The organism is Epilithonimonas sp. 33E (assembly GCF_059372615.1).
In genome coordinates this window covers 2,262,931-2,277,647 of record NZ_CM182009.1, presented here as the reverse complement: position 1 = coordinate 2,277,647, position 14,717 = coordinate 2,262,931, and the positions used below count along the sequence as shown (strand labels likewise).

Sequence of the window (14,717 nt, the reverse complement as noted above, 5' to 3'; positions counted from 1 at the left end):
ATTTTTCAATCGATCATATTTGATTTACCTCTTTTTTTTCTTCCGTTTTTTCAACTCATCCTCCATCGGGTCTTTTGCTCCGCCGGAACTCTTATTCCATTCAAAAAGCATTTCATTAACGGCCTGCTTAAATTCTTTTTCGTTATGGTTATTGGTCTGCTTTCCAGTTTTGAATTCCGGATTAAGAAACTTCTGATATTGTTTTTCGCCAATCAGCGATTGCAGTTCTCCAACAAAATGAAGTTTGGAATGGATGGCGAAATACTTTCCGTCTTCTGATCTCACCAGGCAGACATCATCTTTATGTTGGGTTTTGAGATACTCTTTTACATCATTCCTGACCGCATTGAATATTTCTTTGTTTTTCAGTTTTTTATTGTCAAACAGCATAAAATCGCTCAGTTCACATTCAGGATAGGTTGTTTTCAAATATTTCAGCAATACGATTTTGGTTTCTGTATTGGGGATCCCATAATCTTTCAACTGCTCAAAAAGTCTTTTATCCATTGATGCTGAAGTGAATTCGAATAGGTCACCCATTTTCACAATCTCACTGCCTTTATAAACGGCGCCTGTCTTGTGATCGATAAGAGTGTATCCGAAAGGCTTCTTATCATCCTTATGATGAAACACGATATCAATTCCGAAGAGGTCTCTCAGTTTTTTCTGAAGCTCGCTTTCAAATTCTATTTCAGGTTTCCATAGATCTTTGTGCTTTTTCTCTGGAAGCATGGCTTCATGCTTTCTATAGTCATCCACTCTAAATACTTTATTGGAGTAAAGCCCCTTGTACTTTGAAAAAATGGCTCTGATCTGCTTTACCCGCTTCTCATTCACTGTATTGCTGAAAACAATTTGATCTGCTGAGAAACTTCGTTGTACGATGCCGTTTTTGGAAATGGTAATGGATCTTCCATCATTTGTGTTTTTGATAAGTTGATAACCATTTCTGTTAAGCAAAGTTTTAAGCTGCTGAAAAGAGCCAATTTTGTAAGTTAAAAGTTTATCTAATTTTTCTTTCTCATTGATTCCGTATAGTTTTTCCATCACCTGGGCTAAAGCTTTTTGCGCCTTTAGCTTTTCGTAACTGTCATCAATCTTTTTTCCGGTTTGTTTATCCACCCTTGTGGAAACAATATGGAGGTGATTGTTCTCTGTATCACTGTGAAAAACTGCTATGTATGGCTGTTCTCCGTAACCCATTTTATCCATAAAATCTTCACTGATCTTTGTAAGCTCTTCTTTGGTATGATCGTGAAACTTAGTTGAGATCACAGCATGGAATTGCGGTTTTTGTACTTTCGTACTTTTGGATATTGCCTTTAAATAGTTCCTGACCTGTTGCTTGTCACTGTCTTTATTGATCAATGATGGAAAGTTTTTCATCAGCATCAGTTCGCCTTTGCCCTTGTCCACCTTCTTATCATTGTAGTCCACGCCGGGGAAATTGGAGCCGGCAGGTTTCATTAGCTTGACGATCATTTGGAAAGCAATGCGTATATGTTTTCAAACATCTTATTTTGCTGCGCTTTCAGCTTCTGTATCTCTAAAAGTTGTTCCGAAAATAGTTCCAGTTGATCTTGCGAAATGTACTTTTGTCCGTTGACCAGCTTAGCCACCTGGTTAATATTGGTTTCGATCTTTGAAAAGATGTTATCCTGCTTTTCGATGAAGGTCAATATTTGTTTTCGTTCATCATCCATTAATCTGTTTTCTACAGAATCGATAATCAGGCTGGTCATTGAGATATTTCTTTCCCTGCACTTTTTCTTCCAGTTCTCCTTTCTTTCCTGTTTGATCCTGAAAAAGATTACCTCAGAACTGCTATTGTCTTCTTGTTTCATGGAAGACTCCAACTCGGAATACCATTCACACTTTTAAGGATATAGGTTCCACTTGGTGGTGGCGCAGGAATGGTTTCTGTGGCGAATCCAAATGAACCGTCTGCTTTGGCAACGACTTTCTTTGTATATGTCGGATCACCATCTGCATTAGGCATTTGTGATGGTGTCACGCTTAGCTTACCATTAATATTGAGCCATCGCTCAGAAAAATCCCCCGAGATCAACGCAAATTTATAATCCGTATAATTATTGGTAATACTGTCCCAAAAGCTGGTTGAGCTTGTTGTTACGGGGGTGGAATGTATAGCTAACTTATTGCTGACACTTCTGTTTCCTGTTGCGGGGCTTCCGGCACCAGCTCCAATGAACACATTATTAGAGCCTGTCCTGTTCCCGGTTCCCGATAAATACCCGATCGATATATTATCATTTCCGGAAGTAATGTATGACATGGCTCCGGCGCCTATCCCTATATTCCGGCTTCCTGAAATTACGCTATTTGCAATTCCATTCAATGCTGATACACCAGCGCCATAGTTCAATTTCCCGGTAACTTCTCCCTGGGACATGGCATAAGCGCTGGCAGAGTTACCTTTTCCTGATGTAATATTGGCATCGGTAGCTAGAATAGAGTTGTATTCGCCTGTGATGGGGCTTCTTGATTTTCCCAGGATATAATTTTCCTTTTGGTCAAAATCAAGTTTCAAACTATTTTTCACCACCAACTCAACCGAGGAAGTGTTGCCTCTGAGTGCGACGATTTCTAAAGGATCGCTTTGCAAAACAGGAATCCATTGCTGGCCGTCGAAACAATATAAGCCCGATTTTTCGATATGAGCCGCCTGTCCCACCAAATTAGTAGCTGGTGATGTCACAAAGATTAATGCCCCTTTCTGAGCAGTAGAGAATGATTTTGCAGAGATCTGATCCCCTGTAATACGGGGTGGAATAATACCATCAAAATGATTCGCGTCGTCCGGCTTTCCGACCACTTCAAAAGTGGCTTTTGGTGTCTGAGTATTAATACCGACCTGTGAAAAAACACTGGTGGTCATTAATACAAAGAATAATTTGAGAAAATTGTTTTTCATTGTGTTATGTTGTTTTAATTTCATTTGGTTTTTAGAATCTTACTTTAAATATGGAACCCGCCAGTTGGAATACCCCTGTACTTCTCCGTAAGTGTAAATGGAAGTCGATATCTGGTTCAGCGAGCTTTGAGGAATTTGTATAGCGTAATTTTCTAGCAATGCAGGAAAGTACTGGGTTGAATTTTCGTTGTGTAAGAGAACAATTTGATTGGGAAAATAACCTATATCGTTAAATATGTCTTCAATATCAATAAGAGCCTTACCCGTAACAGGTGTAGAATTGTCGGTTCGATGCAAACGAAAACGAACATTAACAATACCGTTGATTTTTCTGAATACAACAAATCCTTCAAGCCCTCCAAAGTTTTTTGAGCCTATGGTGTAATTTTTAGAAGAGGTCAGGTAATTGTTTGTATTCGCCCATTGATTTCTTGGTTCCGTCCAGGTGGAGGTTGCGGCAAGACTTGCCGTGCTGTTAGAATCGAAAGTCAATAAAATGTAATATTCTATCGGATCAACATCTTTTGATACAGGTTGCCAGGCCGTACCATCGAAGTAATACAATCCGGTAGTTCTAACATTGATAACCTGCCCGGATAAGTTTGTAGCAGGAACAGTCACAAATACGACGGTTCCTCTTTTTGAAATTGAATATGATTTTCTGGACAATTGATCTCCCGTTATTCGTGGTGGAATAATCCCGTCGTAATGATTAGGATCAACCGGTTTCCCTGTAACGTCCAAAGTGGTCTCTGGTGATACAGTATTGATTCCAACCTGTCCCGAGACCCATATGGTCAATAAGCTAAAGAAAAAGTAAAGATATGTTTTCATCTTTTTTGATTATGATTTCTGTTGCAAAGTTGGAACATCAAAATCGTGAAAACAATAGTATTCAAAGGGCTTGGGCTAAATAAGACCATTCTGGTCTAATCTGTAAATCGTGGAGATTAATAAAGAATAAATTGGAATTTGTATATGATTTCAATAAAGAAAAAAACGAGTTCCGAAGTTTTTTCCCCTTTTGCAAAAAGGCAAGAGAGTCTTTGGATGTACAACTTGAAAAGTTTGTATATACAAAGACACATCTTGCTAAAAAGAGGAGGGTAGTTTTAAGAGTTCTGAAAAATAATTGTAAAAGTTTGATTCTGTTGATGATGCGTGATCTTTATCGTGTATTGCTTTTGAAAGGAAAAAAATACTTAGATAATAGATTTTCAGTTTGTATCTACTTTACCCACGTTTTGAAATTGCGTGTAGCTATTTTACGCATCCAAATAGAAAGTTTGTATTCATTTTACTCACGTTCAGAAATTGCGTGTAGTTATTTTACCCATCTAAATCGAAAGTTTGTATTCATTTTACATATAGTTGGAAAATGTGTGCAGTTTCGTATGTTGCTAAGTACAAAAGCTTGTATCTATTTTACCCACGTTCAGAAATTGCGTGTAGTTATTTTACTCATCTTGGTCGAAAGCTTGCATTCAATTGACGTAATGTTGGAAATTCTGTGTAGCTTTTTTACACAGCTAAATAGAAAATTTACATCCATCTTACCAAAGGTTGGAAATGGTGTATAGTTATTGATTACCATTAATATTAAGGTGAGTTTCATAAATCATATAAACTTTTTATATCTGTCAATGCAATTTAAGTTGGAGTTGGTGTCAATTACGAAGTATAAGAATTTGTACTGTATTTGACTTTAGAAAATGCGAAACTCTCCAATATAAGAATTGGTTGAATCCCATTGCTATGACTGTATCAAAGAAATTTGTAAGTAAAGAAAAAAAATGGTTAATTTACAAACTCTTAATAACCACGAAATTACATTCTTATGAAAAATCTACTTTTTGTAGCTCTATTATCAATAGGACTTTTTTCTTCTTGCAAAGATGATGAGCAGGATCAAAATGTATTGCCAGAAGCAACGCAATCCGGTAAAAACACTGCAGGGGCATTAATAAATGGCAAAGTTTGGGTAGCTACCACAAAAAAGATTAACCAACCCGGCACCTATTGTGAAAAGTTGAATAATAACTATTATTTAATAAAATTAGATTTAAGAAAAGATCCTGAGAGATACACTGAATCTATTGACCTAATTGTATCAATCCCCAACTTAGAGATTAACCAAACATATGAAGTTGTTAATCAAACACCTGACGATGGTTACAACTATGCAAGCTATACAAGTAATGATAAGGTTAGTTACTCATCAAACTCAAACAACACCGGTAGAATAAAAATAACGAGACTCGATCTTCAAAACCAAATTGTTTCTGGAACATTTGAATTCAAAGCCGAAGATAGCAATGGGAATATTGTTACTATAACAGAAGGACGCTTTGATAAAAAGTTCGATTAAAAACTAAATAAACACTAACCTATGAAAACAAAATTAAGTATTTTGGCAGCATTCCTATTGCTGTCAAAGCTTCTACTTGGACAAGTCCAAGTTAGTCCACAACTTGTAGCGCAGCCGAGTGATCCCGTCAATCCGGTCCTGGAATCTACACTTTTATTGCCCTTTTCAGATTTGGACAAGACAAAAATACAAACAGGTCTACTACTGGATGCAGGAATAGAGTTTGCGGATCTTAAGAAATATAATGGAACTCCTACGGATAGTTCATTTACCACATCTAAAATCATAAATGACATTTACGGGTCATTAGTAATGAGTAAAATATCGTCGAATGGCAGTGCTCTTAAATCTCCCGCTGATTTTCAAAGTGAGTGGTTTCAGGACCAGACAATTGATCTACTGCCGATAGGTGGAACCTATTTCAAATATAACCAATTTTCAGAAAGCAATCAACTAGCTTTTCAGAATATGGCTCTGAATCTGCCTACTGATAGATTGAATAATATTTCTACAGGATCTCTAACGTTAACACCTCAAAATAAAATTTTAGATGTTTACGTAAATAATGTCTGGCAAGATCCTTATGAGATCAACAAAGTTTTTGCAATGGCACCAATTGCGAACAGTCACAACAAACTACATTTCAATGTTGTTTTTCCACCTACTCTGTTTCTAAGTAATTACACTAGTGAAATCTCAATTCTCGAAGTGAAATTTTCCGATGCCACCAACTTTCAGACAGTGACATTGGGTCAGATGATACCTGTTAGTTATCCCTCTGCCGGTGAATATACCTGGACATATAAACTTACATTAACGAATGGACAAATACTATACTCAAAAAACAAATTTTCAGTTACTGGAGATTTGGAAAAATATGTCGATATAAATGACAATGGGCAAGCTTTTTCTGCTGCAGCTAACTTGTCCACCAACAATTACTGGAAAGTACAACTGGAAAATTATCAGTATTTTATTCCTTTCCCCCCGACGGTTGTAAATAAACCAAAACTTACACTATATATTAAACTTCGTAATGGGCAAACTCAAATCACAAAGCCTTTTATTGTAGCAGAAGGCTTTGATACAGGTCATATAACAGCACCTAGACAAGAAGGCGGAGATAATAATATTGATGATTTTTTAAATAGAGGAGGTATGCAAAATACTGCATTAAAATCCTATTTAGAAGGGAATTACGATATCATCTATGTAGATTGGGGTATTGGTACTGACTATATACAAAATAATGCTGAACTATTAAAAAAAGCAATCAGATGGGTAAATCAGAATAAAATAGGAAGCGAGAAGAATGTAGTTTTAGGGCAAAGTATGGGAGGTCTTATTGCTCGATATGCGCTAAAGGATATGGAGGATAACGGGGAAAACCACGATACAAAATTATTCATTTCTCACGATTCTCCCCATTTGGGCGCAAATACACCTTTAGGGTTGCAATATATGCTTAGACATATTTCAAAAACTTTTCTTCGTTCGCCCATTGTTGCTGGTCTTAATTATGTTTTTTCGCCTATATTCACTGGTGGTGCTCCTGTAAGCGACATTCTTACGATTGCCGATACTCCTGCTTCCAGGCAAATGTTAATCAATTATATTAATAGTAACTATAGCATTGATAATTCTGTCCACAACACCTGGCAAGCAACTTTAAAGTCAAAAGGTTATCCTCAGCAAACTAGGAATGTAGCTATTTCAAATGGAAGCGAATGTGGTACCGATCAAAACCTCCAGGATTTGGTTACAATGCATCACAATAGTAAAGGCTGGTTTGTAGATTTTATCGGGGCATTGATTGGTGGCGTAACATTAGATCCTGCTCAGGTAATACTTTCTGTTGTTCCGGGAAAATCCCGCTATTACTATGATTTTGTTGCTCGACCAATGTCTAGCATTAATGAGTCAAAGCAATTATATTATGGAAAGATAGTATATAAAAAAGATATTTTATGGGTAATCCCAGCTCAACATACCCTACTTTCTGGAAGCAGAAATCAGCCCTCTAATGTGCTGCCTATTGATAAATATGGTGGTGGGAAATACAGATTTCCAACATCTTCATTACCTGAATTTCTCGGCAATCATATTACTGCAACTGATTTTTCTTTTGTTCCAACACCCAGCGCTTTGGATTACAATTTTGGAAATACAACGCTTACAGAAAATGAATATCAGAAAACTTTTTCACCAGTTGACGATGCCAGTAATATCCCTTTTGCAAACTTTGTAGCGGAGGAGATAGGAAGTTACTATGGAGAAAATACAAGCCATACCTATTTTAGCCCAAGGAATAGACAGTTTATTCTCAATCAATTCTCAGAAGCCACCAAAGATCAAAAGTTAACTACCGCTTTTTTGTGTGGTAGCAAAGTAAAAATAGGCGGAGACGCACTATTGTGTGGAAATAATAACACAACTTATACAACAGGTTTTGCACCAACAATCCAATGGTCGGTAATAAATGGCGCTAACCTCGTTGATATAATTGGTCCTAGTAACCAGCCTCAAATCTCACTTACTCCTAAAGCAAATGCGAATGGTTTACTGAAGTTACAAGCATATCTTGCTGGGGGTGGAGCAAGCAATACGGTTACTAAGGAGGTTTGGATAGGAAAACCTATGTTTAGCGTGTCCCAGATTAACGATCCCACTTACTACAACGAATCTCATTTCTATTTAAGTAATAGTAATGCAACACCTGTCGGTAGCGAGCAGGGCATTACTCAGGTAACCTGGACAAAATTGTCATCAAGTCCCCAATATGGTGTATTTCTCCATACCTATAATAATCAACTTGAAGGATTTGCACGAGGAAGTAATAATAATTGGTCTATGGAGGTAAAAGTAGAAGCAACAAATGGTTGTGGAACATCTACTCAAACAGTAACTATAACACCACCGCCGGCTGCACCTTGTGAAACATTTTCTATTGCAAAAAACGGAGAGACTTCTGATAGCTATGTTGTATTGAAATATATTGAACCACCTTGTGTTTCGGGAAAAACTGTAATTTCGAAACAAGAAGAACAATATCAAATAACTGTTGCCAACAGTATGGGAGCCGTTGTAATTTCCAAAGCGGGAAACTCTTTCGATCTACAAGGTTTTCCGACAGGAATGTATGTAGTAAATATTTCAAAAGACAACGAAACCTTAGTAAATCAAACGATAATTAAAAATTAGTTTTAATTAACAATAGAAAAACAGGAAGATTCAGTCTTCCTGTTTTTTAATATCAATATCTCGAATTTGTTTAATTACTGGTAGTTAGGATAACTTATTTCTGAACCAAGATTTAGTTTTTCCAAAAAAATTGTACTAAAGTATGCAATTGACTGTTATAAAACCTTAATTAACCTAAATGTCAAATTGATTCTCTCTTTCATAGGAATAGTTGACTTAGCAATTCTATGCTCCCAATGCTCCTGCAAATCTCCTTTCATAATGAGCAGTGAACCGTTTGGAAGCGGCAAGCTGTACTTGCTTTGATGATGATCCTTTTTTCTGAAATCAAAGTTTCTGGTTTGTCCGAGACTAATGGATGCAATGACAGGGCGTTTCCCATAACGGTTCTCCTTATCCCTGTGCCAGGCTACTGAATCATTATTATCGCGATATAGGTTGAGCAAAACACCATTGAACTGATAACCGAATTCTTTTTCAATTCTTTCTTTTAGAGCATATAATTCAGGAGTCCATTCATTCCTTACAGTTGTATTATTATCAGCCGAATCGTAAGACTTTGTATCACCATACCACGCAGTGAGACGAGGCGTTATTACCGTTTTGTCGTACATTTTTTGTGTGCGTTGCTCCCAACGTGTAGAATGGAGCAGTTTATCTTTCAAAAGGTCTGCTTCTTCCTTGCTCAGAAAAAATTCTCTGAATTCCAAAAGGTCTTTTGGAAACTCGTATAGATCTTCGGAATCGAATAAGCTGAGCTGAGTCATGATCTGTAATTCAATTTATTTATATATTTGTCGCCCTCTCTTAATAGAGAGTTTTTTCATCATTTGTGTTTTTACTTCCCTTCGGGGAAGTTTTTTTATTCTTGGCTTAATCTCAATAAGCTATTTTCCAGTTTGCTAATACTCTTTTTAGCTTCGTCCACTAAATTTTTCAAATTCGCTTTATCAGGCAGGGTGTGCGGTTTATAATCCTGCGGCAAAATTCCTCTCACGTAGCGCCATACCTGAGCAATCTCGTCCAAAGCAATATTATATGGTTCATAAAATGAATTGTCCGCTAAAACGGTAATGTACTTTTTATTTCTTTTCAAAAAAGTCTTATAGGTAATCCCTTCCTGCGTCACAAAAATATATTCCTTGTTGGCTTTTAAATCTTCTAGTTTTTCAACATACTCACCAATGAGAATAGACTGGTCGGCAAATGGAGGCATTGAATCACCATCAGCTAAAAATCCTCTGTATTTCCCATTCTTAAGGAAGGGAAAATATATTTTTTGTAGGTTTTCAATGTATTCAGGGTCACTAAAGCCTTTCAGATATCCCATAGAAGCCTTCTGCGGAACAATCTCAATAAAATTATTACCTTCCGTATCTACAACTATTGGAAGCAACACCTTATTCGCCGGAAGGTTGATCATATCTTCCAAAGGATATTTCCTGATATCAACTGTAAGTAAAAGGTCAATACTGATGTTAAAATATTTCGAAATCCTGATCAAAACTTCGTAGGGAGCCTCTGAACGACCATCTTCGTATTTCGAATAACGCACCCTACTCAAAAAAATTTCTTTTGCCAGCTCTTGCTGTGATAATTTTTTTTGAGCTCTTAAATACCTGATGTTTTCTGAAAAAATTGACATTGATACAATTTGTATCTACAAATATATAAAAAATGATACAATTAGTATCTAATTTTGTCAAATGAGACGAGCAATTGCACATATGGATTTGGATACTTTTTTTGTTTCCTGTGAGCGGCTGAGACACTCTGTGTTAGAGAAACAGCCTGTTATCATAGGAGGTGGAGATCGTGGAGTAGTGGCATCATGTTCCTATGAAGCCAGAAAATTCGGGGTACGTTCGGCAATGCCGATTAGAATGGCTCTGCGATTATGTCCCGAAGCACAGGTCATTAAAGGCGATATGGAATACTACTCCAATATGTCGCATATGGTAACAGAGATCATTCAGGAAAAAGTGCCAGTTTTAGAGAAAGCGAGTGTGGATGAATTTTATCTGGATCTCTCCGGAATGGATAAGTTTTTCGGATGTTATCAATGGACAACTGAAATTGCCGATGCCGTGACCAAGCAATCAGGATTACCCATCAGTTTTGCATTGTCTACCAATAAAACCGTTTCAAAAATTGGAACTGGTGAATCTAAACCCGCCGGAAGATTTGAAGTGAAGCCTGAATATATTCAGCCTTTTTTAAATCCTTTATCGGTCAAAAAGATTCCGATGGTCGGCGATGTGACCTTTCAGCTGCTTTCAAGATTAGGCGTCAGAAAGATAGAGACACTTTCCCAAATGCCTGTTGATGTATTGCAGCAACTGATCGGAAAGAACGGAACGGAACTATGGAAGAAAGCCAACGGTATTGACAATACGCCTGTCATTCAATATTCTGAAAGAAAATCTATTTCTACGGAAACAACTTTTACCGAAGATACTATCGATGTTCAGAATATCAGAAGTATTCTCTCCGGAATGGTAGAGCAGCTCTGTTACCAGCTGAGACACGAGCAATGGCTGACCTCGACCGTTTCTGTTAGAATACGATATGCGAACTTTGATACAGAGACTAAACAATGTAAAGTACCTTATACTTCAGCAGATCATACTTTGCTCAAATATGTTTTAGAATTGTTCAGAAAAGTATATACCCGCAGGATGAGAATTCGTCTAGTCGGGGTAAAATTTACCGGACTTGTTCACGGAAGCCATCAGATGAATCTTTTCGAAGATACGGAAGAACTGATCTCATTATACCAGACAATGGATAAAATCAAAGACAGGTTTGGAGTAAAAAGCGTTGGACGTGCTTCGGGCCTTTTAAATTAAAAATAACTTATGTTTCTCAATTGCCATACTTATCATAGCTTACGTTATGGGACTATTTCTGTTGAAGATTTAGTGCAGTTGGCTGTTGATTATAAGTTAAAAGTTTTGGCATTGACTGACATCAATACGGTAACCGGGATCTATCAGTTTTATAGACTTTGCCAGGATAACGGTATTAAACCGGTTGTCGGGGTCGATGTACGGGTTGAAAATGTGCAGTATTATATCTGTCTAGCTAAAAATCCTAAAGGCATTGCTGAAGTCAACAGGCTTTTGACGGATTACAACTGTGATGGTATTAGTATTCCGAAAATGAATCCTCCGTTGGAACATTGTTTTGTCATCTACTCTTTACAAAATATACCTGAAAAACTATTGGAACACGAGTTTATTGGAGTCAGAGAAAATGAATTAAACCTTTTAATCAATTCCGAACTCAAATCTTTAATACATAAAATGGTCATTCTTCATCCGGTAACCTTTAAAACCGATGAAGAATATAAGCTTCATAAAGTATTGAGGGCGATTGATGGCAATACCCTTTTTACTAAACTGACTGAAAAAGATTATTGCAGAAAAGATGAATGTTTTATTGATAAGAAAAAGCTTTTGAGTCAATTCGGACACTACCCTGAAATTATTGAAAATACTAAACATATCGTTAATGAGTGCAGCTTTGATTTTGAATTTAATACACCTAAAAATAAAAAGTATTTTACTGACAGCAGGGAAAATGATTTTAAATTACTGTCTCAGTTAGCATATGAAGGTTTAAGTAAAAGATATCCTGATAATAGTCAATTGGCGAAAGCAAGGGTTGAAAAAGAACTAAAAGTTATTGATGAATTGAATTTTTGCGGTTACTTCCTCATCACCTGGGATATTATTCAATACAGCAACCGGATGGGATTTATGCATGTTGGCAGAGGTAGCGGCGCTAACAGCATTATTGCCTATTGTCTTGGAATTACAGACATATGTCCTTTAGAACTTGATCTTTATTTTGAACGTTTTCTTAACCTGAACCGTAAATCGCCTCCTGATTTTGATATCGACTGGAGCTGGAAAAATCGTGATGTCATTTTAGAATATATTTTTAAAAAGTACGGAAAAGATCACGTGGCATTTTGCGGAACTAATGTGGAATTTAAAAGAAAATCAAGATTCAGAGAGTTGGGAAAAGTATTCGGACTTCCTAAAGATGAACTGGATCAGCTTTCTAAAAAACCGAAAGAACAACACGACCAGAATTCAGTGGTTCAGCTCATTTATAAATATGAGCAACTTTTGGTAGGATTTCCTAATCAAAGAAGTATGCATTCCTGTGGGATTCTGATCTCTGAAGAACCGATCACCAATTATTCAGCTTTAGAATTCCCACCAAAAGAATTTCCGATCGTACAATTTGATATGCATACGGCAGAAGATATTGGATTGGAAAAGTTCGATATTCTATCTCAGAGAGGGCTGGGAACAATTAAAGATACGGTTAATTTGATTAAGGAAAAAAGAGGAATTCACATAGATATTGAGGATACAAGAATCTCGAAAGATGAAATAAAGTGTAATGAGTATTTGAGTGTTGGAAAAACCATTGGCTGTTTCTACATTGAATCACCAGCGATGAGAGGCTTGTTGCGACGATTGAAATGTGACAATTACAAAGTATTGGTAGCAGCATCTTCCATTATCCGCCCGGGAGTTGCCCAAAGCGGAATGATGCGTGAATACATTTTCCGGCATAATCATCCGGGGCAATTTGAATACTTTCACGATGTGTTTGAAAAAGAACTAGGGGAAACCTATGGAATTATGGTCTATCAGGAAGACGTCATAAAAGTTGCGATGCACTTTGGCGGAGTATCAGCAGCTAATGGCGATGTTCTCCGAAGGGCAATGAGTGGAAAGGGACGTTCTCTTTCCGCTTTACAGAAATTAAAAGATGATTTTTTTGAATCGTGTAAAAGAAAAGGTCACCCGGACCAGCTCTCTCAGGAAGTTTACCGACAAATTGAATCTTTCGCCGGATATTCGTTCTGTAAAGCCCATTCAGCTTCCTATGCGGTGGAAAGTTATCAAAGTTTATATCTGAAAGTTTATTATCCTATTGAGTTTATGGTTTCTGCAATTAACAATGGTGGAGGATTTTATCGCACTGAGGTCTATGTTCACGAAGCCAAGATGTCAGGCGCTACAATTCATAATCCGTGCATTAACCTTAGTGAGTTTCATACGACAGTCTATGGCTCGGATGTCTATTTAGGATTAATGCATATTGAGAAACTGGAAGCATCTATCAAGCAATTTATTCCTGAGGAAAGAAAAGAGAATGGAGATTACAAATCCTTAGAGGATTTTGTCAAAAGAGTTAATATCGGCATTGAAACGCTGCAGATATTAATTTTTGTCGGCGCTTTCAGATTCACAGGAAAGCAAAAACACGAGTTATTAATTGAGGCAAGATTCTTACTTTCAAAAAATCAATACAAAACTAAGATTATCTCATTATTTGATGAACCTCAAAAAAATTATGAGCTACCGGCAATCGATAGAAATCCATTTGAAGATGCTTTTGATGAAATTGAGATATTAGGATTTCCGGTTTCCTATTCTATTTTTGATTTACTAAAGACGAAACACAGAGGGGATGTATTGGTTAAGGATCTTTTAAAATATCACAAGAAGCAAGTTAGAATGCTGGCTTATTTGATTTCCAGGAAGCACGTACCCATTAAAATGAAAAACCATCCGGGCAAGAAAGACGATATGTATTTTGGAACCTGGATTGATGTGAACGGTGACTACTTTGATACCGCGCACTTTCCGGACAGCCTGAAAAAATTTCCTTTTAAAGAAGGGGGAATCTACCTTTTACTTGGAACCGCCGAAGTGGATTACCATTTTCCAACCGTAACCATTACAAGGATGGCCAAAATGCCCCTTATTGCCGATCCGAGGTATTCAATGGATGAGAACAAATCAAAAGAGATGGAAAGAAGTTTGCGGGAAGATGTCAGTATGACTTTCAGGCAGCCCTATCCGCAGGAACACGAAATTGGATTGCCTAGAATAAAGATGGGTTGAATACTTAATAAATAAGCTGCCTCAAAACTGAGGCAGCTTATCTGTAAATGTCAGGTCAGAAACTACTTTTTCAGGTGAAGCGATTTATCACTTTTTTCTGAAAAATAGATAATCGAACCAATGATCGGTAAGCCGAACTGCAACCAGATGTAATTGTTTCTTTGTCTTTTTGAAAGATTTTTGTTTTTAAGAATATCTCTGATTGTAACAACGTTTAATGCCGCAAATACTGCAAATGCAATAATTAAATAAGTTGGGTCTTCAAAAAGCATCATATATA

11 protein-coding genes are annotated in these 14,717 nt (G+C 36.9%); 4 read left to right on the top strand and 7 right to left on the bottom strand.

The window, feature by feature from the left end; translation table 11 throughout:
* Nucleotides 1-24: 24 nt before the first annotated feature.
* From AC5P2S_RS10455 to AC5P2S_RS10440, 4 genes are read right to left on the bottom strand one after another with little or no spacing between them, the layout of a single operon-like run.
* Nucleotides 25-1,482, bottom strand: coding sequence for a relaxase/mobilization nuclease domain-containing protein (locus AC5P2S_RS10455; protein ID WP_047096289.1), 1,458 nt, complete (start codon nt 1,480-1,482; stop codon nt 25-27).
* The gene (gene mobC, locus AC5P2S_RS10450) at nt 1,479-1,844 is read right to left on the bottom strand and encodes a plasmid mobilization relaxosome protein MobC (protein WP_047096290.1); all 366 of its coding nucleotides are present in this window, start codon (nt 1,842-1,844) and stop codon (nt 1,479-1,481) included. Before mobC ends, AC5P2S_RS10455 begins: the two co-directional genes overlap by 4 nt.
* Complete coding sequence (locus AC5P2S_RS10445; protein WP_228464258.1) at nt 1,841-2,935, bottom strand: phage tail-like protein; 1,095 nt, start codon at nt 2,933-2,935, stop codon at nt 1,841-1,843. The genes mobC and AC5P2S_RS10445 overlap by 4 nt, the downstream gene beginning before the upstream one ends.
* 39 nt (nt 2,936-2,974) lie before the next feature.
* A complete protein-coding gene (locus AC5P2S_RS10440) occupies nt 2,975-3,769 on the bottom strand; it encodes a phage tail-like protein (RefSeq protein ID WP_047096292.1) in 795 nt (264 codons plus the stop codon).
* A 1,003-nt stretch (nt 3,770-4,772) separates the two neighbouring features.
* Here AC5P2S_RS10440 and AC5P2S_RS10435 point away from each other — a divergent pair.
* Nucleotides 4,773-5,303, top strand: coding sequence for a Riean_0653 family protein (locus tag AC5P2S_RS10435; RefSeq protein WP_002978121.1), 531 nt, complete (start codon nt 4,773-4,775; stop codon nt 5,301-5,303).
* 156 nt (nt 5,304-5,459) lie between these two features.
* Nucleotides 5,460-8,504, top strand: a complete 3,045-nt coding sequence (locus AC5P2S_RS10430) for a T9SS type A sorting domain-containing protein (protein ID WP_494554792.1) — start codon at nt 5,460-5,462, stop codon at nt 8,502-8,504.
* 155 nt (nt 8,505-8,659) lie between these two features.
* On the opposite strand, the gene AC5P2S_RS10425 is transcribed toward AC5P2S_RS10430, so the two are convergent.
* Together AC5P2S_RS10425 and AC5P2S_RS10420 are read right to left on the bottom strand one after the other, a co-directional pair.
* Nucleotides 8,660-9,271: an alpha-ketoglutarate-dependent dioxygenase AlkB family protein gene (locus tag AC5P2S_RS10425; protein ID WP_002978125.1), complete on the bottom strand. Its 612-nt coding sequence runs from the start codon at nt 9,269-9,271 to the stop codon at nt 8,660-8,662.
* 95 nt (nt 9,272-9,366) lie between these two features.
* A complete protein-coding gene (locus AC5P2S_RS10420) occupies nt 9,367-10,149 on the bottom strand; it encodes an XRE family transcriptional regulator (RefSeq protein ID WP_002978126.1) in 783 nt (260 codons plus the stop codon).
* 61 nt (nt 10,150-10,210) lie between these two features.
* Here AC5P2S_RS10420 and dinB point away from each other — a divergent pair, with 61 nt between their 5' ends.
* Nucleotides 10,211-11,353 carry a DNA polymerase IV gene (dinB, locus tag AC5P2S_RS10415; protein WP_002978128.1) on the top strand — a complete coding sequence of 381 codons (1,143 nt, stop codon included), beginning with the start codon at nt 10,211-10,213 and terminating at the stop codon, nt 11,351-11,353.
* A 9-nt stretch (nt 11,354-11,362) separates the two neighbouring features.
* Nucleotides 11,363-14,437, top strand: a complete 3,075-nt coding sequence (locus tag AC5P2S_RS10410) for a DNA polymerase III subunit alpha (protein WP_002978130.1) — start codon at nt 11,363-11,365, stop codon at nt 14,435-14,437.
* A gap of 62 nt (nt 14,438-14,499) precedes the next feature.
* Here AC5P2S_RS10410 and AC5P2S_RS10405 read toward each other — a convergent pair whose 3' ends face one another.
* On the bottom strand, nt 14,500-14,712 hold the full coding sequence (locus AC5P2S_RS10405; protein WP_002978133.1) for a hypothetical protein: 213 nt from the start codon (nt 14,710-14,712) through the stop codon (nt 14,500-14,502).
* Between the last annotated feature and the right edge of the window lie 5 nt (nt 14,713-14,717).